The 22,990-nt window shown below is 70.8% G+C and carries 19 protein-coding genes; 6 read left to right on the top strand and 13 right to left on the bottom strand.

Going from position 1 to position 22,990, the window contains the following annotated elements:
* Positions 1-3: 3 nt before the first annotated feature.
* The 9 genes from C4T78_RS14845 to C4T78_RS14805 form a co-directional block, all read right to left on the bottom strand.
* Positions 4-390, bottom strand: coding sequence for an effector-associated constant component EACC1 (locus C4T78_RS14845; RefSeq protein ID WP_093344959.1), 387 nt, complete (start codon positions 388-390; stop codon positions 4-6).
* A 274-nt stretch (positions 391-664) separates the two neighbouring features.
* Positions 665-1,411 carry a cell division protein FtsQ/DivIB gene (locus C4T78_RS14840; protein ID WP_093344957.1) on the bottom strand — a complete coding sequence of 249 codons (747 nt, stop codon included), beginning with the start codon at positions 1,409-1,411 and terminating at the stop codon, positions 665-667.
* Positions 1,408-2,772 carry a UDP-N-acetylmuramate--L-alanine ligase gene (murC, locus tag C4T78_RS14835; protein WP_235863111.1) on the bottom strand — a complete coding sequence of 455 codons (1,365 nt, stop codon included), beginning with the start codon at positions 2,770-2,772 and terminating at the stop codon, positions 1,408-1,410. Before murC ends, C4T78_RS14840 begins: the two co-directional genes overlap by 4 nt.
* A gap of 65 nt (positions 2,773-2,837) precedes the next feature.
* Entirely contained in the window at positions 2,838-3,968 is a 1,131-nt protein-coding gene (murG, locus tag C4T78_RS14830) for an undecaprenyldiphospho-muramoylpentapeptide beta-N-acetylglucosaminyltransferase (RefSeq protein WP_235863110.1), read from the bottom strand.
* Positions 3,969-3,988: 20 nt separating this feature from the next.
* Entirely contained in the window at positions 3,989-5,398 is a 1,410-nt protein-coding gene (gene ftsW / locus C4T78_RS14825) for a putative lipid II flippase FtsW (RefSeq protein ID WP_093344950.1), read from the bottom strand.
* Positions 5,399-5,404: 6 nt separating this feature from the next.
* Positions 5,405-6,802: a UDP-N-acetylmuramoyl-L-alanine--D-glutamate ligase gene (murD, locus tag C4T78_RS14820; protein WP_093348171.1), complete on the bottom strand. Its 1,398-nt coding sequence runs from the start codon at positions 6,800-6,802 to the stop codon at positions 5,405-5,407.
* A 215-nt stretch (positions 6,803-7,017) separates the two neighbouring features.
* Entirely contained in the window at positions 7,018-8,088 is a 1,071-nt protein-coding gene (gene mraY, locus C4T78_RS14815; RefSeq protein ID WP_093344948.1) for a phospho-N-acetylmuramoyl-pentapeptide-transferase, read from the bottom strand.
* On the bottom strand, positions 8,085-9,545 hold the full coding sequence (locus C4T78_RS14810; protein ID WP_093344945.1) for a UDP-N-acetylmuramoyl-tripeptide--D-alanyl-D-alanine ligase: 1,461 nt from the start codon (positions 9,543-9,545) through the stop codon (positions 8,085-8,087). The genes mraY and C4T78_RS14810 overlap by 4 nt, the downstream gene beginning before the upstream one ends.
* Positions 9,546-9,614: 69 nt before the next feature.
* Positions 9,615-11,255, bottom strand: coding sequence for a UDP-N-acetylmuramoyl-L-alanyl-D-glutamate--2,6-diaminopimelate ligase (locus C4T78_RS14805; protein WP_093348168.1), 1,641 nt, complete (start codon positions 11,253-11,255; stop codon positions 9,615-9,617).
* A 126-nt stretch (positions 11,256-11,381) separates the two neighbouring features.
* Here C4T78_RS14805 and C4T78_RS36405 point away from each other — a divergent pair, with 126 nt between their 5' ends.
* The 5 genes from C4T78_RS36405 to C4T78_RS14780 all read left to right on the top strand — a co-directional run bounded on the left by C4T78_RS36405 (position 11,382) and on the right by C4T78_RS14780 (position 15,646).
* Positions 11,382-11,927, top strand: coding sequence for a YbaB/EbfC family nucleoid-associated protein (locus C4T78_RS36405; protein ID WP_177247342.1), 546 nt, complete (start codon positions 11,382-11,384; stop codon positions 11,925-11,927).
* Positions 11,928-11,936: 9 nt separating this feature from the next.
* Positions 11,937-12,257: a type VII secretion target gene (locus C4T78_RS14795; protein ID WP_093344943.1), complete on the top strand. Its 321-nt coding sequence runs from the start codon at positions 11,937-11,939 to the stop codon at positions 12,255-12,257.
* A gap of 4 nt (positions 12,258-12,261) precedes the next feature.
* Positions 12,262-13,698: a WXG100 family type VII secretion target gene (locus tag C4T78_RS14790; RefSeq protein ID WP_093344940.1), complete on the top strand. Its 1,437-nt coding sequence runs from the start codon at positions 12,262-12,264 to the stop codon at positions 13,696-13,698.
* Positions 13,679-14,821, top strand: a complete 1,143-nt coding sequence (locus C4T78_RS14785) for a pentapeptide repeat-containing protein (RefSeq protein WP_093344939.1) — start codon at positions 13,679-13,681, stop codon at positions 14,819-14,821. Before C4T78_RS14790 ends, C4T78_RS14785 begins: the two co-directional genes overlap by 20 nt.
* Before the next feature lie 297 nt (positions 14,822-15,118).
* Positions 15,119-15,646 carry a CHAP domain-containing protein gene (locus C4T78_RS14780; protein WP_093344936.1) on the top strand — a complete coding sequence of 176 codons (528 nt, stop codon included), beginning with the start codon at positions 15,119-15,121 and terminating at the stop codon, positions 15,644-15,646.
* Between the two features lie 106 nt (positions 15,647-15,752).
* Here C4T78_RS14780 and C4T78_RS14775 read toward each other — a convergent pair whose 3' ends face one another.
* Positions 15,753-17,465, bottom strand: a complete 1,713-nt coding sequence (locus tag C4T78_RS14775; RefSeq protein WP_093344934.1) for an IlvD/Edd family dehydratase — start codon at positions 17,463-17,465, stop codon at positions 15,753-15,755.
* Positions 17,466-17,664: 199 nt separating this feature from the next.
* Between C4T78_RS14775 and C4T78_RS14770 the strand changes: the two genes are divergently transcribed.
* Complete coding sequence (locus C4T78_RS14770; RefSeq protein WP_235862945.1) at positions 17,665-18,975, top strand: MFS transporter; 1,311 nt, start codon at positions 17,665-17,667, stop codon at positions 18,973-18,975.
* A 27-nt stretch (positions 18,976-19,002) separates the two neighbouring features.
* Here the strand turns inward: C4T78_RS14770 and C4T78_RS14765 are convergent, their stop codons facing one another.
* From C4T78_RS14765 to rsmH, 3 genes are all read right to left on the bottom strand, one after another.
* A complete protein-coding gene (locus C4T78_RS14765; RefSeq protein WP_177247341.1) occupies positions 19,003-20,859 on the bottom strand; it encodes a peptidoglycan D,D-transpeptidase FtsI family protein in 1,857 nt (618 codons plus the stop codon).
* The gene (gene ftsL / locus C4T78_RS14760; RefSeq protein WP_093344931.1) at positions 20,859-21,575 is read right to left on the bottom strand and encodes a cell division protein FtsL; all 717 of its coding nucleotides are present in this window, start codon (positions 21,573-21,575) and stop codon (positions 20,859-20,861) included. Before ftsL ends, C4T78_RS14765 begins: the two co-directional genes overlap by 1 nt.
* 133 nt (positions 21,576-21,708) lie before the next feature.
* Complete coding sequence (gene rsmH / locus C4T78_RS14755; RefSeq protein ID WP_093344929.1) at positions 21,709-22,695, bottom strand: 16S rRNA (cytosine(1402)-N(4))-methyltransferase RsmH; 987 nt, start codon at positions 22,693-22,695, stop codon at positions 21,709-21,711.
* Positions 22,696-22,990: the final 295 nt, after the last annotated feature.

Here is a 22,990-nt window from a genome sequence, read left to right as displayed (position 1 = left end):
GGGTCACCGCTCGGCCGCGCGCCGGGCTTCCTCGTCCCCGGCGAAGAACTCCGCCAGCCGCTGCTGGACCTCGGCGGAGGACGCGGTCACGGTGATCTCCTCGCCGTCGGCCTTCTTGACGGTCACCGAGCGGCTCGCGGACCGGTTGATCAGCGCGACGAGGACCTTGGTGACGGCGGCGACCGTGCCGCCGGAGAGCGTGCCGGTGATGATCAGCTCGGCGAGGTGGGCGCCGACGCCGGCCTTGCTGCCCTGCGGGGCCTCCTCCCGCGCCCGCCGGGACTCGATGCCCGGCACCGCGCGGAGATCGCGGGCCAGCTGGTCGTGCAGCTGGTGCAGCCGCTGCGGCGGAGCGGTCGGCTCGTGGATGCTGATCCTTGCCTCGGCCATGACCCGCTCCCAACGCCTTCCACGATCTAGCCAGCCATGTATATCAAAACCTGCTCACCCACCGTGCCCGATCGACGACTCCGGCGGCCAGGTCGGTCACGTCGCAGGCGCTCCCGGCCACGGCGGATCAGTTCGCGCTGGTCAGGGCCCGTGAGTGGTTTGTGGCGCTATAGCACCCCAAAACGCTCACGGCAGTTGACCTGGAGAAGTACGACCTCCGGCGGACGAGTGCTGAGGCCTTGGTCTGCCGGAGCGTTGGGTCTCGGGACCGCCGTCAGGACACCGTCGGCAGAGCCGGGGTGGTCACGTCGTAGACCTTGCCCGGGCGGGTCAGCAGGGCCGGGAGTATCGCCGCCTTCTTCTCCGCTTCCTCCTGGGAGCCCCACTCGATCTGGCGGTCGCCCTTGAGCAGCAGGCGGATGTCGTTCGGGTTCTCCGCCAGCACCGCCGTGATCTCGCCGCGCACCGGTTCCGGCACCGAGGTCAGCACCAGCATCCCGGCCTTGGTCGCCGGGTCGGCCTGGGAGGCTTCGCGGACCTTGAGCTCCGGAAGGCCCGCCGGTGGCTCCGGGACCGTCTGGAACGGCATCCCGCTCGCGTCCACCAGCTGGATCCCGTTGCGCGCCACCAGGAACGCGGCCGGGAGCCGTTCGGTGATCCGCACCTGCACCGAGGACGGCCAGGACAGCGTCACCTCGGCCGAGGCGATCTTCGGCACGGTCTGCAGCTGGTCGCGGATCTCGCCCGCGTCGACCTGCAGCATCGGTGTCCCGGTCTCGATCCCCGACGCCCGGACCACCTCGTCGTGGTCGAGCGAGGTGTTGCCCAGGACCTCCACCGACCGCACGCCCAGCACCGGCGTGAAGTACAGGACGAGGGCCAGCACGGTCACCGCGGCCAGCACCAGCGGCAGCGCCCAGCGGCGCCACTTCGGTGCGATCGACGCGCCGCCGCGCACCGGGCGTCCCCGGGTGCTGCGCACCCCGGGCCGCTCCCCCGCGCGGCGGCGCGTCGAAGTCACCCGCGGACCTCCGGGATGTCGCGGTCGATCTCGGCGAGGATCTCCGCGCCGAGCATCGTCACGTCCCCGGCGCCCATGGTCAGCACCAGGTCACCGGCGCGGGCCAGCCCCGCGACCAGCGGCGTCACCTCGGTGAAGGACGGCTGGTAGTGCACCTTCCCGGCGGGCAGCGGGATCTGGTCGGCGATCAGCTTGCCGGTCACACCGGGCTGCGGGTCCTCGCGGGCACCGTAGACGTCGAGCACGACCACCTCGTCGGCCAGCGCCAGCGCGGTCGCGAACTCCGCGGCGAAGGACGCCGTGCGGGAGTACAGGTGCGGCTGGAACACCACGACCAGCCGGCCGTCGGCGGCCACCGGGCGCGCCGCCCGCAGCTGGGCGTCCACCTCGGTCGGGTGGTGCGCGTAGTCGTCGTAGACGCGGATTCCCCGCGCCCGCCCGCGGAACTCGAACCGGCGCCGCACGCCGCCGAACGCGGCCAGCCCGTCGAGCAGCCCGCCCAGCGGGGCGCCGAGCTCCAGCCCGGCCAGCAGCGCGGCGGTCGCGTTGCCCGCCATGTGCTCGCCGGGGACCGAGACCTGCACGTCGATGCGCTCGCCGCCGAGCTCCACGGTCGCCACGCCGGTGCCCTGCTCGGCCCGGTAGTCGACGAGGCGCGCGTCCGCCGCGCCGGTCGCCGTCTTGCCGTAGCGGCGCACCCGGACCCCGGCGGCCTCCGCGCGGTCGGCCAGCTCGGCCGAGCCCGCGTCGTCGGCGCAGGCGATCAGCACGCCACCGGGCTCGATTCGCTGCACGAAGTCCTCGAAGACCTTCGTGTAGGCCTCGGCGGTGCCGTGGTGGTCCAGGTGGTCGGGCTCGACGTTGGTCACCACCGCCACCGACGGGGAGAACACCAGGAACGAGCCGTCGCTCTCGTCGGCCTCGGCGACGAAGATGCTGCCGTCGCCGTGGTGGGCGTTCGCGCCCGACTCGTTGAGGTCGCCGCCGATGGCGAACGACGGGTCGAACCGGCAGTGCTGCAGCGCCACGGTCAGCATCGACGTGGTCGAGGTCTTGCCGTGGGTGCCCGCCACGCAGGCCACCCGGTGCCCGGCCATCAGCGCCGCCAGCGCCTCGGCGCGGCGCAGCACCGTGATGCCGCGCTCCTGCGCGGCCACCAGCTCGGGGTTGTCGGGGCGGATCGCGGTGGAGACCACCACGGCCGTCGGCGCGGCGTCGAACTGGTCCAGGTTCTCCGCCCGGTGCCCGATGCCGATGTGCGCGCCCTGCGCCCGCAGCGCGAGCACGGTCCGCGAGTCGCGGGCGTCCGAGCCGGACACCTGCTGGCCGCGGGCCAGCAGGATGCGCGCGATGCCGCTCATCCCGGCGCCGCCGATGCCGACCAGGTGCACCCTGGCCAGCACGGCGTCGACGTCTGACGTTGCGGTCACTGGCCGGCCACCTCCAGCACGATCTGCGCCAGCACGTGGTCGGCTTCCCGGTGCCCGGTGCCGAGGGTCGCGCGGCTCATCTCCTGCAGCCGCTGCGGGTCCAGCGCCAGCGGCAGGATCTCGTCGATCACCTTCTGCGAGGTCATGTCCTCGTCGGACACCAGCCGCGCCCCGCCGGTGGCCACCACCGGCTGCGCGTTGAGCGCCTGCTCGCCGTTGCCGTGCGGCAGCGGCACGAACACCGCGGGCAGCCCGAGCGCGGAGACCTCGGCGACCGTCATCGCCCCGGACCGGCACACCACCAGGTCCGCGGCCGCGTAGGCCAGGTCCATCCGCTCCAGGTAGGGCACCGCGTTGTAGACCGGCGCGCCCATGATCTGCTGCACCGCGAGGGTGTTCTTCGGGCCGTGCGCGTGCAGCACGCCGATCCCGGCCCGGCCCAGCGAGGCAGCCGCACCGGAGAACGCCGTGTTCAGCGTGCGGGCTCCCTGCGAACCGCCGAACACCAGGATCGTCGGGGCGTGCGGGTGCAGCCCGAAGTGCTGGCGGGCCTGCGCCCGCAGCGCCCAGCGGTCCAGCCTGGTGATGGACTCGCGCAGCGGGATCCCGATGGTCTGCGCGCCCGGCAGCCCGCTGTCCGGGGTCGCCGACAGCACCCGCTCGGCGAACTTCGCGCCGACCTTGTTGGCCAGGCCGGCGCGCGCGTTCGCCTCGTGCACCACGATCGGCACCCGGCCGCGGGCGGCCAGGTAGGCGGGCAGCGACACGTAACCGCCGAAGCCGACCACCACGTCCGCGCCGACGCGGTCGAGCACCGCGCGGGTCTGCTTCACCGAATCCCGCACCTTCAGCGGCAGCTTCAGCAGGTCGACGTTGGGCTTGCGGGGCATCGGCACCGGCGGGATCAGCTCCAGCGGGTAGCCGCGCGCGGGCACCAGCCGGTTCTCCAGGCCGCGCTCGGTGCCCAGCGCGGTCACCCGGACGTCCGGCCGCAGCCTGCGCACCGCGTCGGCCAGCGCCAGCGCGGGCTCGACGTGCCCGGCGGTGCCGCCACCGGCGACCACGACCGACAGCGGGCGCCGTGCCGCGGCAGCACCCCTGGGGTCGCCCAGCGCGCCCTGGTCGATGCGGGCCGTCTGCTCGCCGCTCAACGGTGTCCTCCTCGTGTCTGCGCCCGGGAGCCGGGACCGCTGCGCGCACCGCGCGCGCGGGTGTCCCCGCCTCCCCGGCGTGTTGCCGCCGCGCCGGAGCCCTTCGCTCCCGGTCGGCTTCGTGGGGTGGGTCGTGCCGGACGACGCTTGGCCGGCGGCCGGTACGGCGCCGGGGTGGGCAGCCGCAGCAGCTTGCCGACCCTGCCCGGTCCCAAAGACCGTAGCGCGGCGATCGCCTCGGGTTCGTGCCGGGCGAAGTTCGCCAGCAGGCCGAACACCAGCATGCTGGTCACCACCGACGATCCGCCGGAGGAGATCAGCGGCAGCGGCAGCCCGGTGGTGGGCAGCAGGCCCACCACGTAGCCGACGTTGATGATCGCCTGGCCGACCAGGAAGGTGGTCAGCGTCGCCGACACCAGCCGGATCCACGGGTCGGTGTTGCGGAACGCGATGCGCATTCCCACGTAGGCGGTGGTGCCGTAGAGCGCCAGCACGATCGCGCAGCCGACGAACCCGAGCTCCTCACCGATCACCGCGAAGATGAAGTCGTTGTGCACGTTGGGCAGGTACTGCCACTTCGACCAGCCCTGCCCCAGCCCGCGGCCGAACAGCCCGCCGTCGGCCAGCGCGAACAGCGCCTGCCGGGCCTGGAAGCCGTTGCCCGTCGGGTCGGACATCGGGTCCATGAACGCGGTGATCCGCGCCATCCGGTAGTCGGCGACCATGGCCAGCGTCACACCGGCGGTCAGCGCGCCCAGCATCGCCATCAGGAACAGCCGCAGCGGCGCCCCGGCGAACCACAGCAGCGCCAGCAGCACCACGAACAGCGTGATCGTCGAACCGAGGTCGGGCTGCAGCATCACCAGCGTGAACATCAGCAGCGCGGCGGGGACCACCGGCACCAGCAGGTGGCGGTACTGGTTCATCAGGCCGCGCTTGGTGACCAGCACGTGCGCGCCCCACAGCGCGAAGGAGACCTTGGCGAACTCCACCGGCTGGAAGGACACCCCGGCCACGATGAACCAGCTCTGCGCGCCGTTGACCTTGGCGCCGAGCGGGGTGAGCACCAGTGCCAGCAGGCCCAGGCAGATGGTGAGCAGGATCAGGCTGTAGCGGCGCATCAGCTTCACCGGCACCCGCATCGCCGCGTAGAACAGCACCAGCCCGGCGATGCAGTACATCACCTGCTTGGTGAAGACGCTGTAGGACGAGCCGTCCTTGTTGAACGAGTCGACGCTGGAAGCCGAAAGCACCATCACCAGGCCGAAGACCGTCAGCAGGCCGAAGACGGCCAGCAGCAGGTGGAACGACGCCAGCGGCCGGGTCAGCCACGCGGTCAGCGGGGACAGCGCGGTCAGGCCGGCGCGCTTGCGGCCGCCGCGCGCGGTCTTGGTGGCGGTGGGCACAGCGGATCACCCGCCGTGCGCGGGCGCCGTCGGGGTTTCGGCGAGGACTTCGCGCACCGCGTCGGCGAAAGCGCGTCCCCGGTGGGCGTAATCGGTGAACATGTCCATCGAGGCGGCGGCCGGGGCGAGCAGCACCACCGAACCCGGGCTCGCGAACTCGTGGGCCGACCGGACAGCTTGCAGCATGCCAGCATCGTCCCCCGCCGACACCTCGCGGACCGGCACATCCGGGGCGTGTCGGGCCAGTGCGGCGGCGAACTGCGCCCGGTCCCGGCCGATCAGCACCGCGGCGGCGAGCCGGTCGGCGTTGGCGGCGACGAGCTCGTCCACGTCCGCGCCCTTGAGCAGGCCGCCCGCGATCCACACCACGCGGGGGTGCGCGCGCAGCGCGGCGTCGGCGGCGTGCGGATTGGTCGCCTTGGAATCGTCCACATAGGACACACCGGCGGCTTCGGCCACCGGCACCGACCGGTGGGCGCCGGGCTGGAACGCCCGCAAGCCCTCGGCCACCGCACCCGGCTGCACCCCGTGGGCGCGCGCGAGGGCGGCCGCCGCCAGGGCGTTTGCGACGTTGTGCGGGCCCGCCGGGTGCACGTCGGCCAGCGACGCGAGCACCGCCCGGTCGCCGAAGGCCCGATCGACCAGCTGCCCGTCCTCGACGCCGAGCTGGTCCTGCCGCGGAGCGCCGAGCGTGAAGGAGACCGTCCGCCCGTCGGCCGCGGCGACCAGCCGGGTCGACCACTCGTCGTCGGCGTTGGCCACCGAAACCGCGTTGCCCGCGTAGACCTTGGCCTTGGCCGCGCCGTAGGACTCCAGGTCGCCGTGCCAGTCCAGGTGGTCGGCGGCCAGGTTGAGCACGACCGCGGCGTGCGGCTCGACCGACTCCGACCAGTGCAGCTGGAAGCTGGAGAGCTCCACGGCCAGCACCGCGTGCCCGGCGCGGACCGCGTCGACCACCGGCAGCCCGACGTTGCCGCAGGCCACCACGTCGACCCCGGCCGCGCGCAGCACCGACTCCAGCATGCTGACCGTGGTGGTCTTGCCGTTGGTGCCGGTGACCGCCAGCCAGGTGGCCGGGTTCTCGGTCTCCCGGTCCAGCCGCCAGGCCAGCTCGACCTCGCCGATCACCTCGACGCCGGCGGCGGTGGCGGCCGCCAGCAGCGGCGCGTCCGGCCGCCAGCCCGGGCTGGTGACCACCAGGTCGGTGCCGGCCGGCGGCTCGGCGAGCCCGGCCACCAGCTCCGCGCCCTGCGACTGCAACGAGGCGAGGGCGGCGAGCCGATCGGCGGAGCCGTCGGTGACGGTCACCGACGCGCCCGCCGCGAGCAGCGCCTCGGCGGCCGAGCGGCCGGACACCCCGGCTCCGGCCACCAGCACCTGCAATCCCTGGAACCGGCTTGCCACCACGCCGTCGTCACCCCGTCTCGTCCGTCACCCGGCCCGACGCCGGGCCACCACCCTGCCGAAATCCACGATTTCAATGGAAATCAGGTCTTCGATTTCAATGGAAGTTGCGCGCCGTCGGCGTGTCGCGCACCGACACGCCGACGGTGCGTCGGGTTCTGCGCGATTTCAATGGAAATCAGACATCCAATTTCCATTGAAATCGCACCACACCACTACCGGGCCAGGGCGAGCCAGTCCGCGTAGAACAGGCCGACGCCGAACATGCAGCTGATCCCGGCGAGCACCCAGAAGCGGATGATCACCGTGGTCTCCGCCCAGCCGGCCAGCTCGAAGTGGTGGTGGAACGGCGCCATCCGGAACAACCTGCGCCGGGTGGTCCGGAACACCACGATCTGCAGCACCACCGACAGCGCCTCGACCACGAACACACCACCGATGATGATCATCAGCAGCTCGGTGCGGGTGACCATCGACAACCCGGCGACCAGGCCGCCGAGCGCCAGCGAACCGGTGTCGCCCATGAAGATCTTCGCCGGTGCCGCGTTCCACCACAGGAACCCGACGCAGGCCGCCATCGCCGCCGCCGCGACCACCGCGATGTCCAGCGGGTCGCGCACCGTGTAGCAACCCGGTGCCGGGCCGGAGACGGCGAAGCAGTCGTTGCGCAGCTGCCAGAACGACACCAGCACGTAGGTGGCCAGCACCATCGCCGCGGTGCCGCCGGCCAGGCCGTCCATGCCGTCGGTGAAGTTGACCGCGTTGGACCAGCCGCTGATCGCCACGTAGGCGAAGATCACGAACCCGATCACGCCGAAGGAGATCACCGAGATGTCGCGCAGGAACGACAGCTCCGTGGACGCCGGCGTCACGCCGTGCTCGTTCGGGAACCGGATGGCCAGGATCGCGAACAGCACCGCGGCCACCAGCTGGCCGACCAGCTTCGCGGTCTTGTTCAGCCCGAGGTTGCGCTGCTTGCGGATCTTGATGAAGTCGTCCAGGAACCCGACGATGCCCAGCGCGGTGGTCAGGCCCAGCACCAGCAACCCGGTGACGGTGGGCTGGTCGCCCATGATCAGGTGGGTGGCCAGGTAGCCGCACCACATGGCGACCAGGATCGCCACCCCGCCCATGGTCGGGGTGCCGCGCTTGGCGGCGTGCTGGCTCTGCACCTCTTCGCGGATCTCCTGGCCGAAGCCCTGCCTGGAGAAGACCCGGATCAGGTACGGGGTGAACAGGATCGAGATGACGAGGGCGACCGCGGCCGCCACCAGGATCGGCTTCACGCCGTCTGCCCTCCCGTCAGCAAGGCGTCGGCGACCCGCCACAACCCGACGGAGTTCGACGCCTTGGTCAGGACAACGTCACCGGGACGCAGCTCGGCGCGCAGCAGCGCGACAGCCGCATCGACGTCCGGCACCAGAACCGACTCCTCTCCCCACGAGCCCTCCAGCGTTGCCGCCTGGTGCATCGCCTGGGCCTGTTCGCCGACCACCACCAGCCGGTCGATGTTCAGCCGGACGGCCAGCCGTCCGATCTCGTCGTGCGCCTCGGTCTCGGCCTCGCCGAGCTCGCCCATCTGCCCGAGCACCGCCCAGGCACGGCCGGGACGGCCGCGGGTCATCGCGGCCAGCGTCTTCAGCGCGGCGCGCACCGACTCCGGGTTCGCGTTGTAGGCGTCGTTGACGACGGTGACGCCGTCGGAGGTCTCGCTGACCTCCATGCGCCGCGCGGACACCCGCCGCACCGAGCTCAGCCGCTCGGCGACCTCTTCGAGGGTCGCGCCGAGCTCCAGTGCGACCGCCGCGGCGGCCAGCGCGTTGCCCACGTGGTGCTCGCCGAACAGCGGCAGCGTCACCCGCGCCGAGCCCTCGGCGGTGACCAGCGTGAACGTCGGCCGCGCCTGCTCGTCGACCTCGATGTCCTCGGCTCGCACGTGCGCGTCGGGGCGCTCCCCGACCAGCACCACGCGGGCCTTCGTCCGCTCGGCCATCGCCGCGACCAGCGGGTCGTCGCCGTTGAGCACCGCCACGCCGTCCGCGGGCAGCGACTCGGGCAGCTCGCCCTTGGCCTGCGCCACCGCTTCCTGCGAGCCGAACTCGCCGAGGTGCGCGTGCCCGACGTTGAGCACCACGCCGATGCGCGGCGGCGCGACCTGGCACAGGTTCGCGATGTGCCCGACGCCCCGCGCGGAGAGCTCCAGCACCAGGTGCTTGGTCCGCTCGTCGGCGCGCAGCACGGTCCACGGGTGCCCGAGCTCGTTGTTGAACGAGCCGGGCGGCGCGACCGTCGGTCCCATCGGTTCGAGCAGCTGCGCGATCAAGTCCTTGGTGGACGTCTTGCCGGACGAGCCCGTCACGCCGACCACGGCGAGCTGCGGCAGCCGGTCGACCACGTACCGGGCCAGCTTCGCCAGCCCGGCCAGCACCGCGGCACCGGAGCCGTCGGCATCGCCGGCCAGCGCCAGCGCGCCCGAGCGCTCCGCGGCGGGGATGGGCGGCACGAGCACCGCCGGTGCCTCGACCTCGCGCGCGGCGAGGACGCCGACCGCACCGTCGGCCACCGCCCGCGCGGCGAAGTCGTGCCCGTCGACCCGTTCGCCCGGCACGGCCACGAACAGCCCGCCGGTCTCGATCTTGCGGGAGTCGAACTCGACGCCCGCGCTGACGATCTCCGAGCCTTCCGCACGATGAAGCCCGCCGCCCACCGCACGCGCGATGTCAGCGAGGCTGAGCCGGATCAACTTGCCTCCACTCCGTCTTGCGGGTCACCCGCACCCGGTCGGCTTGCGCGAACGCGAATGGTGCGTCCGCTACGCCTCTTCGTTGACCTGCCCCCGACGAACATCGGTCCCTTCTGGGTCCCTAAGCCTATGGCGGAGCGCGGCGGCCAGTTCCTCCCGGTCGGAGAACGGGTGCACCACGCCCGCGACCTCCTGCCCGGTCTCGTGGCCCTTGCCTGCGACGACCACGATGTCGCCGGACCCGGCGCGCTCCACCGCCGCGGCGATGGCCGCGCGCCGGTCGCCGATCTCGACGACCTCGCCGCGCTCGCCCGCGGGCACCTCCTCCGCACCGGCGAGCATGGCGGCCCGGATCTCGGCGGGGTCCTCGGTGCGCGGGTTGTCGTCGGTGACGATCAGCAGTTCGGAGCGCCGGGCGGCGGCCTCGCCCATCAGCGGCCGCTTCGCGGTGTCGCGGTCGCCGCCGCAGCCCAGCACGACGATCACGTCGCCGTCGACCTGCGCGCGCGCCGCGTCGAGCACCGCGGCGACCGCGCCGGGCTTGTGCGAGTAGTCGACGACGGCGGTGAAGTCCTGCCCGAGCGCGACCCGCTCCATCCGGCCGGGCACGTCGACCTCGGCGAGCCCGCGCTCGATGGCCCAGGTCGGCACGCCCGCCGCGTGCAGCGCACCGATGGCCAGCAGCGCGTTGGCGACGTTGAACGGGCCGGGCAGCCGCAGCCGGACGTGCAGCTTGAGCTCGTCGGGGCCGTGCGCGGTGAAGGTCTGCTCACCGGTGGCGTAGGCCTGCACGTCGGTGGCCGACCAGCTCGCGCTGCCCTCGGTGGACACCGTGACGGTGCCGTCCTTGACCAGCCGGCGGCCCCACTCGCCGTCGACGCAGACCACTTCGTGCTCGGCGCGGCCGTCGAACAGCAGCGCCTTGGCCTGGAAGTAGTCCTCCATGTCCCGGTGGAAGTCCAGGTGGTCCTGGGAGAGGTTGGTGAAGGCTCCGACGGCGAACCGGGTGCCGGACACCCGGCCCATGGCCAGCGCGTGGCTGGAGACCTCCATCGGCACGAACGTGACCCCGTGCTCGACCATGACCGCGAGCAGCGCCTGCAGGTCGGGAGCCTCCGGGGTGGTGAACGCGCTGTCCAGCCGCTCCCCGGCGATGCGGGTCTCGACGGTGCCGACCAGCCCGGTGCAGAACCCGGCGGCCTGCAGCGCGGACTCCAGCAGGTAGGACGTGGTGGTCTTGCCCGAGGTACCGGTGACGCCGAGGATCTTGAGCTTGCTCGACGGGTCGCCGTAGATCAGCGCCGAAGCGGTCCCGAGCACGCCGCGCGGATCGTCGTGCACGAGCACGGACACGCTGCCGTCGAGGACCGCCGGGTACTCGGCGAGCCCGGCCCGGTCGACCCCGGCCTGATCGGTGAGCACCGCCACAGCGCCGGCCTCCAGCGCGCTCTGCGCGAAGTCGGCACCGTGCACGCGAGTGCCGGGCAGGGCGGCGAACAGATCACCGGGCCGGACGTGCTGAGCGCGCAGCGTCGCCCCGGACACCGGCGTTGGATCAACGCTGCGACCAGGGACGCGAAGGACTCGCGCGCCGACGGAATCGGCGAGTTTCTCGATCTCCACCGGCTCCACGTGGGAAGGGCGCGGCGGAGCTGTGGCAACCGCGGAAGGCACGTCGCGACAGGCTACCGGTACCCCCTGAGCCCGCATCCCGATGGTCACCCGCGCAACCGGCCCTACGATCGCTGGACCGAACAGCGCAATCACCGCTCATCCGCGCATCGGCGCTGCGCAGGTGCAGTAGAACTCCCGTGACTCGAAATTCCAGGGGGAGGAATGTCGTCAGGTTTCGGCGCGGATCCGGCGCAGGCAGACCGCGCGATCCGCGCGTGGGCGCAAGGCCTGCAGGAGAAGGCGAACCGGGTCGCGGCGATGCAGCAGGAGATCGGCCGCATCCGCATCACCGAACGAAGCCGCTCGGTGACCGTGACCATAGACGCCGAAGGAGTTCCGGTCGACGTTCGGTTCGCGGATCAGCGGACGTCCGGAGCAGAGCTGAGCGCGGAGTTCATGGCGGTCCTCCGCCGAGCCCAGTCGCGCATCGCGGAACAGGTGACGGAAACCACCCGCGCCACGCTCGGCGACCAGGACCCGACGACCGCGAACGCGGTGACGGCCAACTACCGCCAACGCTTCCCGGCAGCGCCACCGCCGGCCGGGCCTGCTTCCCCGCCGCCGACTCCGGCATCACCGCCACCCGCTCCGCCGCCACCCGCTCCGGCCCCGCCGCGACCGCCCGAGCCGCCGGCGCAGGCCGGCCCGGTCCAGGCCCACGGCCCGCACGACGACGGCGACTTCAGCGACGAGACGTTCCTGCACTGAGGGGGATCAATGGCTGGCGGATTCCAGATCCCGCCGGACCGGCTGCGCGCGCACGCGGATCGGCTCGACTCCCACGCCGCAGCGCTCGGGCAAGCCGCCGACGCCGGGCGCAGCGTTCAGCTCGACACGGACGCCTACGGGCTGATCTGCCAGTTCCTGCCTCCGGCGCTGAACACTGCGAGCGACATCGTGCTGCAGACGACATCGGCAGCGCACGACGCGATAGCGGCGCTGTCGACCTCGCTCCGCGACGCCGTCGCGGACCACGAGGCGACCGACGCCGAGATCGCCGCCGCGCTGGACCGCATCGCCGACGAGCTCGGCGGGTGAGCCGGTGAGCGACAACCCGCTGGTGACCCAGCCGCAGGACTCCTCGGAGTGGTACACCGGCATCGGCATCGTGGAAGCCGTCGCGGACGTCGGCGCGGCGATCGAATCGGGCGACTGGGCCCAAATCGGGTACGCCATCCTCGGCACCGGCCTGGAGGTCCTGTCGGCGATCCTGGACCCCATCGGAACGACGGTGGCCTGGGCGGTCGGCTGGCTGATCGAGTACGTCCAGCCGCTCACCGACATCCTCGACTGGCTGGCGGGCAACGCCGACGCAGTGGCGGCCCACGCCCAGACCTGGCGCAACGTCGGCGATTCCCTGCAGACCACCGCCGACGCCCTGCAAGCCGACGTCGCCCGCGACACGGCGGGCTGGACCGGCGCCGCGGCGGATGCCTACCGCGCCCGCCTGGCGACGACGACCGAACTCATCCGCGCGCAATCGGAAGCGGCCAAGGGACTCGCCTCCGGCACCGAGATCTCCGGAATGCTCGTGGGAACGATCCGCGAAGTGGTCCGCGACCTGATCGCCGACTGCGTCGGCAGACTCGTCTCCTGGGCCATCGAAGCGATGACCGGAGTGGGCATCGCGGTGGTGGCGGTCCAGGCGACGGCCCGCATAGCCCGCTGGGGCGCCAGGATCATGGAGGTAGTCCAGAAACTCCTGCGCGCCCTGTCGAACCTGCTCCCCCTCGTCCGAAAACTAGCGGACCTCCTGACCAGGATCCGAAAGATCCTCAACGAAATAACCCACGGCAACCCCCTCCCGAACCCACCGACCAAACCCCCGAACCCCCCGAACAACCCGCCGCCGAAGGACCCGAACGACCCCAACGACCCGCCAGACGACCCACCGGGAAATCCACCGCCCGGCCATCCCGACCCGGACGATCCGGATCGCAGGGCCGGTCACGAGCACCTGCCCAGAACCCCGACCAATCCCGACGAGCCGCATCCTGAGATGACCCCCTCGGAAAAACAGGCTCATGCACAGTACCTGGACGGACTCCAGAAAAAACACCCAGAAGATTTCGACAACTGGCGCCACAACGATCCAGCTCACCTCGGAAAATCATCTCCAGGGACGGTAAACGAAAGTCGAGTCGCGCTCGACATGCGAGAAAACGGCCGACTCCCCGAAAACCTGGTTCGTCCAACAGATCCCGACCACGGCGACTTCATGGATCCCAAAACGGGAGAACGGTGGGACATAAAGGGGTTCTACAGCGACTACCCCGAACACGTCCCGGAAGCACACCGCAGGTACCCGTTCAAAAACGCCGTCACACCGGAATCGTTCGTCGAGTCCTTGACCAAGGAATTCGAGGGCGGAAACAAGGTCATCCTCGACACACGCCACGTGAACGGGGATGCGCTAGAATTCATGACCAGAATAGTCGAGGAAAACGGGTGGGAAGATCGTGTCCTCTGGTATCCATGATTGGCGACCTCGCCGCTGGCCCAGCAATCCCGAGGTCGCCGAGGATCTCCGCAAGTGGCTCGCCGGGGAAGCGCACGAGCTCTTCTACGCGCTGGATGCCGACCTGCGCGGCGCCGACCTCACAGGTGGCGATCTCACCGGAGCCTGGCTCACGGGAAGCAACTTCACGGAGACAGTCCTGCGCGAAGCGGTTCTCATAGACACCGAGTGCACCGAGGCCCGCTTCACCAGAGCAGATCTCAGCAACGCGAACTTGGCAAAATCAAGCGCGGACAGGGCGAACTTCGTCGGATCAACACTCACCAGCGCAAACATGGCAAAGATCTCAGCCATGGGAGCCAACTTTCACGGAGCGAACCTCAGCGGCGTGACCCTTTCAGCATCCCTGCTCGCCGAAGCCGATTTCAGCGAGGCCAATCTGGCCAGATGCAGGCTGGGCAGCAGCTCACTGCGCAATGCCGTTCTTTCGCAGACCGCACTTGACGGAGCCACCGGGAATATCCTCGGCCCCGTAGTCGTTGAAACGTCGCCGCGCAGAATCACTCTGGACGGCTCCGAACTCGAGCGATGGTTTCGCAGCCGAGGTGCGGACATCATCGTTCAACGGACTGATCACGAGAGCACGGCGGAGGACAGCTCAACTCCAACGGTTTACTTGCAGATCCTCGCCCCCACCTTCCAGCCTCTCGTTACAGCATCACCAGCAATCCACGTCGATCTGCCGCACTCGCAGGTGAACCAGTGGTTCCGGCAGCTGGGCAGGGGGCCTGGGCAGGTGGTGGAGGTCGACGTCAGCAACATGCCGTCCGCCCAAGCACTCGCCCACACCATCTCGCCCAGCTCAAGCACTCTCACCGAAGCGATCTCTCAGGTTCCGGCGAAGGCACTGCTGTTCACCAAAGTAGAACAGCTCGGCGTGAAGAACCGCCCGGTCCTCACCGAACTGCTGCACGCCCTGCCGACCGCACTCGCCAACCGCAAGGCCAACAACGCACCGATCCACATCGGACTCGTCGACCTCTCATCGGCCAAAGCCGACATCGTCCTCGCCGAACTCCAAAACGCCCCAGCCGAAGGCATCGACGAACCCATCACCGTCCACGACTACCCCGCCATGCCATGAGCAGCCGATGAGTGGAACTAAGCTGCTTCCGCCTGGTTCTAGCAGATCCCCAACTCCGTGACCGAAACCGAATGGCAAAGGTGCGAACGGGAGTTCACTGATCGCCCCGCTCCTCGCACCCCACATCCGGCCCGAGTGCTCAAGGCAGGCCCTGAACAGCGGTTTCCCCGGGCTGCGGGATGCAGCCCGGGACCGGGCCAAGCGCGGCTTCTAGCCCCTTCCCGGCCCGGGTTCATCGGCTGTTCAGGTCAACTTCCTGGTGTTCGGCAGGGGTGATCGCTAGCGTGTCCCTCCTGGATGTTGCCGATCAACGAATTCCAGGAGGTTCTCGTGAACATCCGACGGATCGCGCGATTAGCCGGCGCCTGCGGTGTCGGTGCGGCGCTGGCCCTCGCCCCGCTCGCCGCCCCGGCCGTGCTCGCCGAACCCGCTCCGCAGGCAGTTCAGGTCGCCGCCGCGCCCGGCGACGGCACCCCGCAGGGCGCCATCGAGTGGTACAAGGCCCGCATCGGCGACAGCTCCCTCGAGGGCTACTGCGAGATGGCCGCCGAGAACGCCTACGGCACCACCGGCGTCTGGCCGTCCGCCATCGCGCACTGGAACGGCGCGATCAGCGCGGGCAAGGCCCACACCGACGGCTCCACGCCGCCCAAGGGCGCGTTCGTCTACTGGAACATCAGCCAGTACGGCCACGTCGGCATCGCCGACGGCAACGGCGGTTTCTACGCCACCAGCGTCGGCGGCGCGATCGGCCACGCCGACGACGTCTCCTACTACAACAACTACCTCGGCTGGAGCGACCCCCAGGTCCCCGGCCGCGGCTGACCGCCGGCGGACGGCGTCGATCTCGCGCTGAACCGGCGTCCCGCACGCAGGCGTGGTGGCGATTTCGCGCGAAATCGCCACCACCGCGATACGAAACCCGGCCGGGTCAGTGGCCGTCCCGGGGGACGTAGCTGCCGGAACCACCGACCAGGAAGTCGAGGTCCGCTCCTTCCGAGGCCTGGAGGACGTGGTCGTAGTACAGGCGCTGGTAGCCGCGGGCGTGCGGGTTGTCCGGGGCCTGCCATTCGGCGCGGCGGCGCTGCAGCTCCTCCTCCGGCACTTCCAGGTCCAGGCGGCGGTTGGGGACGTCGATGCTGATCATGTCGCCGGTCCGGACGAAGGCCAGCGGGCCGCCCGCCGCCGCTTCCGGGGTCACGTGCAGGATCACCGTGCCGTACGCGGTGCCGCTCATCCGGCCGTCGGAGATGCGCACGATGTCGTCGAAACCGCGGTCCTGGACCTTCTTCGGCACCGGCACGTTGGCCACCTCCGGCATGCCGGGGTAGCCCTTCGGGCCCGCGTTGCGGACGACCAGCACCGTGTTCTCGTCGACGTCCAGGTCGTCGTCCTTGCACACCGCGTAGTACTCGTCGACGTCCTCGAACACCATCGCCGGGCCGCGGTGCTCCAGCAGCCGGGCCGACGCCGCCGACTGCTTGACCACCGCTCCGCCGGGCGCCAGCGAGCCGCGCAGCACCGCGGTTCCGGTGCCGACGGCCTGGAACGGCTCGTCGAACGGCGTGATCACCGAGCGGTTGTGCACCTCGGCGTCGGCGATGTTCTCGCCCATCGAACGCCCGGTGACCGTGATCGCCGACCGCACCACGAGATCACCGAGCTCCTTGAGCACCGCGGGGAGGCCGCCCGCGTAGCAGAAGTCCTCCATCAGGAATTCGCCGCTGGGCTGCAGGTTCACCAGCGTCGGCACGTCGCGGGTCAGCGTGTCGAAGTCGTCGACGGTCAGCTCCACCCCGACCCGCTTGGCGATCGCGATCAGGTGCACCACGGCGTTGGTCGACCCGCCGATGGCCGCGTTCGCGCGGATGGCGTTGTTGAACGCGTCGCGGGTGAGCACGTCGGAGGGCTTGAGATCCGCTTCGACCATCTCCACGATGCGCTGGCCGGTCTGCTGCGCCGCGGCGTAGCGGCGGGCGTCGACCGCCGGCCACGACGCCGCGTACGGCAGCTGCATGCCCAGCGCCTCCACGATGCACGCCATGGTGGAAGCAGTGCCCATGGTCATGCAGTGCCCGTTGGAGCGGGACATGCAGCCCTCGATGAAGTAGCACTCGTCCTGCGTGATCCGGCCCGCCACCAGGTCGGCCTCCGCCTGCCACACGGCGGTTCCCGAGCCGATGTCGGTGCCCCGGTACTTGCCGTTGAGCATCGGACCACCGGTGAGCATCGCGGTGGGCAGATCGACGCTGGCCGCGGCCATCAGCAAGCCGGGCGTGGTCTTGTCGCAGCCGGACAGCAGCACCACCCCGTCCAGCGGGTTGGCGCGGATCGTCTCCTCGGCCTGCATCGCCAGCAGGTTCCGGTAGAGCATCGTGGTGGGCCGCATCAGCGTCTCGCCCAGCGCCATGTTGGGGAACTCCAGCGGGAACCCGCCCGCCTGCCACACCCCGCGCTTGACCGCCTCGGCGATCCGCTGCTGGTGAGCGTTGCAGGGCGCCAGCTCGGACCAGGTGGTGCCGATGCCGATCACCGGTCGCCCGTCGAAGACCTCGTCGCTGTAGCCCTGGTTCTTGACCCAGGACCGGGCGGTCATCCCGGCCCTGCCGTGTGCTCCGAACCAACTCGCGCTGCGCCGCGGCATGCGCCCTCCTAGCTGAGTGGCCTGTGAGCGCGACGAAACCAGCTCGGTCACCGCGATGCAACAGTCCATCCGAGGTGCCGGACAACGATTGCGATGCCGAACGGCTGATTGACGCGCGCCGATCGACACCCCTAACCTCGTGCCCCACATCACGGACGTTGTTCGGGATGTCGAACCACCACCTCGACGAGGAGGCAGGGTGCACACCGGAGAACGGACGTCCGACGAGGCTCTGACCAGCGCGATCCGGCAGGTGATGATCCGCCTGCTGCCGTTCCTGTTCTTCATGTACGTGATCGCGTTCCTGGACCGCGTCAACATCGGCTTCGCCAAGGAGGAGTTCCAGGCGCACGCCGGGATCTCCGAAGCCGCCTACGCGCTCGGCGCGGGGCTCTTCTTCATCGGGTACGCGCTGTTCGAGGTGCCCAGCAACCTGATCATGATGCGGGTCGGCGCCCGCTGGTGGATGTGCCGGATCATGGTGACCTGGGGCCTGATCTCCGCGGCGATGGCGCTGGTGAACGACGAGTTCCTGTTCTACCTGCTGCGCTTCCTGCTCGGCGTGGCCGAAGCCGGCTTCTTCCCGGGCGTCATCCTGTTCATCACCCACTGGGTGCCGCAGGCCTACCGGGCGCGCTGCAACGCGATGTTCTACTTCGGCATCCCGCTGGCCTCGGTGCTCGGCGGCCCGCTGTCCGGCATGCTGCTGGAACTCGACGGGGTGGCCGGAATCCTGGGCTGGCAGTGGATGTTCGCGGTGGAGGGCCTGATCGCCTGCGTGGTCGGGGTCTGGGCGTTCTTCTACCTGGACAACAAACCCGCCGATGCCCGGTGGCTCACGCCGGACCAGCGCGACGCGCTGCAGGGCGCAGTCGACCGCGAAGCCCGGGCCAAGCAGGCGCACAGCCCGCACCGGCTCCGGACCGCGCTGGTGGATCCGCGAGTGCTGTACTTCTGCCTGATCTACTTCCTGATCCAGTGCAGCGTCTACGGCATGACCTTCTACCTGCCGACGCAGGTGGCCGGCGTGGTCGGCAGCGAGGTCGGCCTGCTCGTCGGCCTGGTGACGGCGATTCCGTGGACCATCGCGCTGCTGGTCAACATCGCGGTGTCCACCGGCGCCGACCGCCTGCCCCAACCGAAGAAGCGGTTCGTCGCGGCGGCCTGCGTGGCCGGTGGCTCCATCGGCATCGCGGCCTCGGCGTACTTCGCCGACCCGGTGCTGGCGATAGCCGGCCTGTCGGTGGCGGCGGCCGGCTACATCTCGGTCCAACCGGTGTTCTGGACGTTCCCGGCGGCCTACCTGACCGGAACGGCCGCGGCGGCGGGCATCGGCCTGATCAACTCGCTGGGCAACCTGGGCGGTTTCGTCGCCCCGGTGGCGAAGAACTGGATCGAGCAGACCCTCGGTTCCGAAACAGCGGGCCTGTACCTCCTCGCCGTCTGCGGCCTCGCCGCAGCAGCCCTGTTCCTGACCCTCTCCCGCACCCCGGCGGACGAAGTCTCCTGACCACCAGCGCTCCTCCGGCGAAAAGCGCTACGGGGTCGGGAGTTGGAGGACTTGGAAGGGCGCTTCTTCCTTGGACAGCGGGAGTTGGTAGCGCTGGGTCAGGAAGGCCGCGATGTTGCGGAACAGGGGCGCCGCCGAGGACCCTTCCTGGGTTCCGTAGGCCGGGCGGTCCAGCATCAGGCCGATCACGAAGCGCGGACTGTCCGCCGGGACGACACCCGCGAAGGTGATCCAGTGCTTCGAGTTGCTGTAGCACTTGCAGTCCGGGTCGTACTGCTGGGCCGTTCCCGTCTTGCCCGAGACCTGGAATCCCGGCAGCGCCGCTCCCGGGCCGGTGCCGCGGTTCGGCTGCGGGGCGTCCTGGACCACCGAGCGGAGCATGTCCTTCACCGTGTGCGCGGTTTCCGGGCTGACCACCCGGACGCCCTCCGGCCGGGGGCGTTCGACGCGCTTGCCGTCCTCGCCGATCTCCGCGGCGATGATCCGCGGCGGCACCCGGACACCGTCGTTGGCGATCGCCTGGTACATGCTCGCCATCTGCAGCACCGTCATCGAGAAGCCCTGGCCGATCGGCAGGTTGCCGAACGACGAGCCGGACCACTGGTCGGGCGGCGGCAGGACTCCCGCGCTCTCGCCCGGCAGGCCGACGCCGGTGCGCTGGCCCAGCCCGAAGGCGCGGGCGAAGTCGTACCAGCGCTGCTCGCCCATCTGCTGCGCGGCCATCAGGGTGCCGACGTTGGAGGACTTGCCCATCACGCCGGTGAACGTCATCGGCACCGTGCCGTGCGGCCACGCGTCGCCGACCGTGCGGTCCGCGACCTTGATGCTGCCCGGGACCTGCAGCACGGTGTCCGGCTTCATGACGCCGGTCTCGATCGCACCGGCCGCGGTGATCAGCTTGGCCACCGAGCCCGGCTCGTACGGAGTGGTCACCGCCGGGTTCCCGGTGTTCTCGCCCCACGGGCCGTTCGGGTCGAAGGTCTTGTCGTTGGCCAGCGCGTAGACCTCACCGGTCTTGGCGTCCAGCACCACCGCGCTGGCGTTCTTGGCCTGCGCCTCGCGCGCGTAGTCGGCGAGCTCGCGCTGCAGCATGTACTGCACGTCGGAGTCGATGGTCAGCTCCACATCGGACCCCGGCACCGCCGGCTCCAGCTCCCGGGTGCCGGGGATGACCAGGTCCGAGCCCAGCGCGGTGTCGGAGACCTGCTGGCCGTCCTTGCCCGCCAGCACCGAGTCCATCGAGAACTCCAGCCCGATCTGGCCGCGCAGCTTGCCGGGCACCTCGTCCTTGCGCCAGTTCGCCGCGCCGATGATGTTCGCGGCCAGGTCACCGCCCGGGTACTCGCGGGTGGCCTGGTACTCGGAACCGATGTGCGGGTACTTCTTGGTGATCTCCCGGGCCTTGCTCGGGTCGATCCGGGGGCCGAAGTAGGTGAACCCGACGTCGCGGAAGAGCGCGTCGAGCACCTCCTGCTCGGAGATCACGCCCGGCAGCTCCCGCGCGATGAAGCGGGCGACCTCCTGCTTGTACTCCGCCGAGGTCGGCTTGCTCGGGTCCTTGGCGTGCTGCTCGTCGAACGTCTTGGTGAGCAGGCGCGGGTTGGCGTAGAGCTGCCGCGCCTCGCTGCTGAAGGCCAGCACGTTCCCGGTGCGGTCCACGATGGACCCGCGATCGGCCGGGATGACCGAGCGGTCCAGCCGCTGCTTCAACGCCTTCTCCGACAGCGCGCTGGCCTCGAAGCCCTGCACCTGGATCAGCTTGGCGCTGGTCAGCACCAGTGCGATCACCAACAGCATCCGCCCGACGCGCAGTCGCCGATTGCTGCCCGCGACGTTGGTGCGCGCGGTGCGGCCGCGGATGACCTTGGTCGGCCTGCGAGCCATCAACGCGCCCCCGCAGCTGCCTCGACCGGCGGCTGCTCACCCACCGGCGGCTGCTGCCCGGCGGGCGGCTGGCCCTGGGGCTGTTCAGCGGGCGGCGGCCCGGCGGGCGGTGCCGGGGGCGGCGGTGCCGACGCCTTCTCCGGCTCCCCGACCACCACCACGGTGCCGTCCGGCAGCGTCACCAGGTAGGCCGGAGTCGGCCCGGGCACCATGCCGAGCTCGTCCACGGCGCGCCGCTGGATCGCCGGCGGCGAGTCCAGCGAGCTCACCTCGCGCAGCAGCTGCTCCCGGCGCTCGTTCAGGCTGGCGATCTCGGCCTCGCCGTGCTGCAGCTCGTAGCTGCCGCTGACCGCCGCGATGGACAGCCACAGCGTCGCGGCCAGCCCGACGGCCAGCACCGACATCACCACGACCACCAGCGGGAACCGCGCGAGCGTCACGCGCTCCTGCAGCTGCCTCGCCCTGGTCTTCGGCTTGGCCGAGGTGGGCCGCCGCTCCTCCGCACCGGTGCGCAGCTGGCGCGGTCGCCGCACCGACGGCTCCCGCGTCGAGCGCTCCCGGCGCTCCTCGCGGCGCGCGTAAGCGCGCTCCGCCGCCGCCGACCGCGACCGCGGCTTGTCCGACTTCGTCGTGGCGGCCTTGGCCGTGGTCTTCTTGGCGGCCGACTGCGAACCCGACCGCGAAGCGGACTTCTTGGCGCGTGCAGGTGCTGTCATGCTGCCGCCTCTCCGCGATTCACAGTGGTGGTCGCGCTCCGGAGTGATCTCACGTTGCGCGGTTTCTTGTGGCCGGGTTGCGTCACGGTCCGCTGAGGCGCGGTGGCGCGAAACTCGGCTTGCCACAGGCCACTCATGTCTTTCCTCCGCCGAGTCGTTCCGCGGCGCGCAGCCGCACCGAGGCAGCCCTCGGATTCACCTCGACCTCCTGCTCACCGGCGATCTCGGCGCCCCTGGTGAGCAGGCGGAACTCCGGCCCGTGGCCGGGCAGTTCCACCGGCAGGTCGACCGGCGTGCGCGACTTCACCCGCTCGGCGAGCGCGCGCTTGACCATCCGGTCCTCCAGCGAGTGGTAGGACATCACCGCGATCCGGCCGCCCACCGCCAGCGAGTCCAGCGCCGCGGGCAGCGCTCGCTCCAGCACGTCGAGCTCGGCGTTGACCTCGATGCGCAGCGCCTGGAAGGTGCGCTTGGCCGGGTGCCCGCCGGTGCGCCTGCTGGCCGCGGGCACCACGTCGTAGAGCAGCTGCACCAACCGCGCGCTGTTGGCGAACGGCTCCTTCTGGCGCTCCCGGACGATCGCCGCGGCGATCTTGCCCGCGAACTTCTCCTCGCCGTAGGTGCGCAGCACGCGCGCCAGCTCGTCCGCGGCGTAGGTGTTGAGCACGTCCGCCGCGGTGCGCGGCGCGCCCGGGTCCATCCGCATGTCCAGCGGAGCGTCCTGCGCGTAGGCGAAACCGCGATCCGCCTCGTCCAGTTGCAGCGAGGACACCCCGAGGTCGAACAGCGCTGCGTCCACCTCGGACAGTCCCAAGTCGACGAGCACTTCGGACCACTCGTCGTACACCGCGTGCACCAGGTGGATCCGCGACTCGAACGGCGCGAGCCGTTCCCCGGCCAGCCGCAGGGCGTCCGGGTCGCGGTCCAGGCCGACCAGCGTCAGCCCCGGGTGCGCGGTCAGCATCGCCTCGGAGTGCCCGCCCATGCCGAGCGTGGCGTCGACGACCACCGCGCCCTCGCGGGACAGCGCTGGTTCGAGCAGCTCCAACGTCCGGTCCAGCAGCACCGGCACGTGCTTGTCGCGGGCGGACCCGCCCTGTTCATACCGCTGTTCGGCCACGGCGGACCCTCCCTCCCGCGTGCCGTTCCCGATCTGCTCCGCCAACCGCCACGCGCGGGCCCGCAGGCCCGCGCGTGGCGATGTCGGTATTGCCGGCCCCGTCAAGGGCTCGGCGGTGCCGGGATCCGGCTGGACATGTTCTGGTGTCCCAGTGTCTCGCGTGGACGTCCGGATCCCGTCAGGTCCCCGCCCGCCCGTCGCGTCCTGGTGCCGGGGAAGATGCACCAGGCGTGCGAAAGCCGAGCGGACCGAGGCCTCACGAAACCCGAATCGTCGCCATCAACGCCTGCACTGG

The organism is Saccharopolyspora kobensis (genome assembly GCF_900108315.1).
Classification (GTDB): Bacteria; Actinomycetota; Actinomycetes; order Mycobacteriales; family Pseudonocardiaceae; genus Saccharopolyspora; species Saccharopolyspora kobensis.
Note: the sequence above shows the minus strand (reverse complement) of the source record. Positions and strands in the feature narration are given on the sequence as shown.

Excerpts from the sequence above, each read along its gene's own strand:
- C4T78_RS14775 (WP_093344934.1), bottom strand. The coding sequence starts at position 17,465 with ATGCCGCGGCGCAGCGCGAGTTGGTTCGGAGCACACGGCAGGGCCGGG.
- ftsL (WP_093344931.1), bottom strand. The coding sequence starts at position 21,575 with ATGACAGCACCTGCACGCGCCAAGAAGTCCGCTTCGCGGTCGGGTTCG.
- C4T78_RS36405 (WP_177247342.1), top strand. The coding sequence starts at position 11,382 with ATGTCGTCAGGTTTCGGCGCGGATCCGGCGCAGGCAGACCGCGCGATC.
- C4T78_RS14805 (WP_093348168.1), bottom strand. The coding sequence starts at position 11,255 with ATGCGGGCTCAGGGGGTACCGGTAGCCTGTCGCGACGTGCCTTCCGCG.
- C4T78_RS14845 (WP_093344959.1), bottom strand. The coding sequence starts at position 390 with ATGGCCGAGGCAAGGATCAGCATCCACGAGCCGACCGCTCCGCCGCAG.
- C4T78_RS14780 (WP_093344936.1), top strand. The coding sequence starts at position 15,119 with ATGTTGCCGATCAACGAATTCCAGGAGGTTCTCGTGAACATCCGACGG.
- C4T78_RS14795 (WP_093344943.1), top strand. The coding sequence starts at position 11,937 with ATGGCTGGCGGATTCCAGATCCCGCCGGACCGGCTGCGCGCGCACGCG.
- murC (WP_235863111.1), bottom strand. The coding sequence starts at position 2,772 with ATGAGCGGCATCGCGCGCATCCTGCTGGCCCGCGGCCAGCAGGTGTCC.
- C4T78_RS14765 (WP_177247341.1), bottom strand. The coding sequence starts at position 20,859 with ATGGCTCGCAGGCCGACCAAGGTCATCCGCGGCCGCACCGCGCGCACC.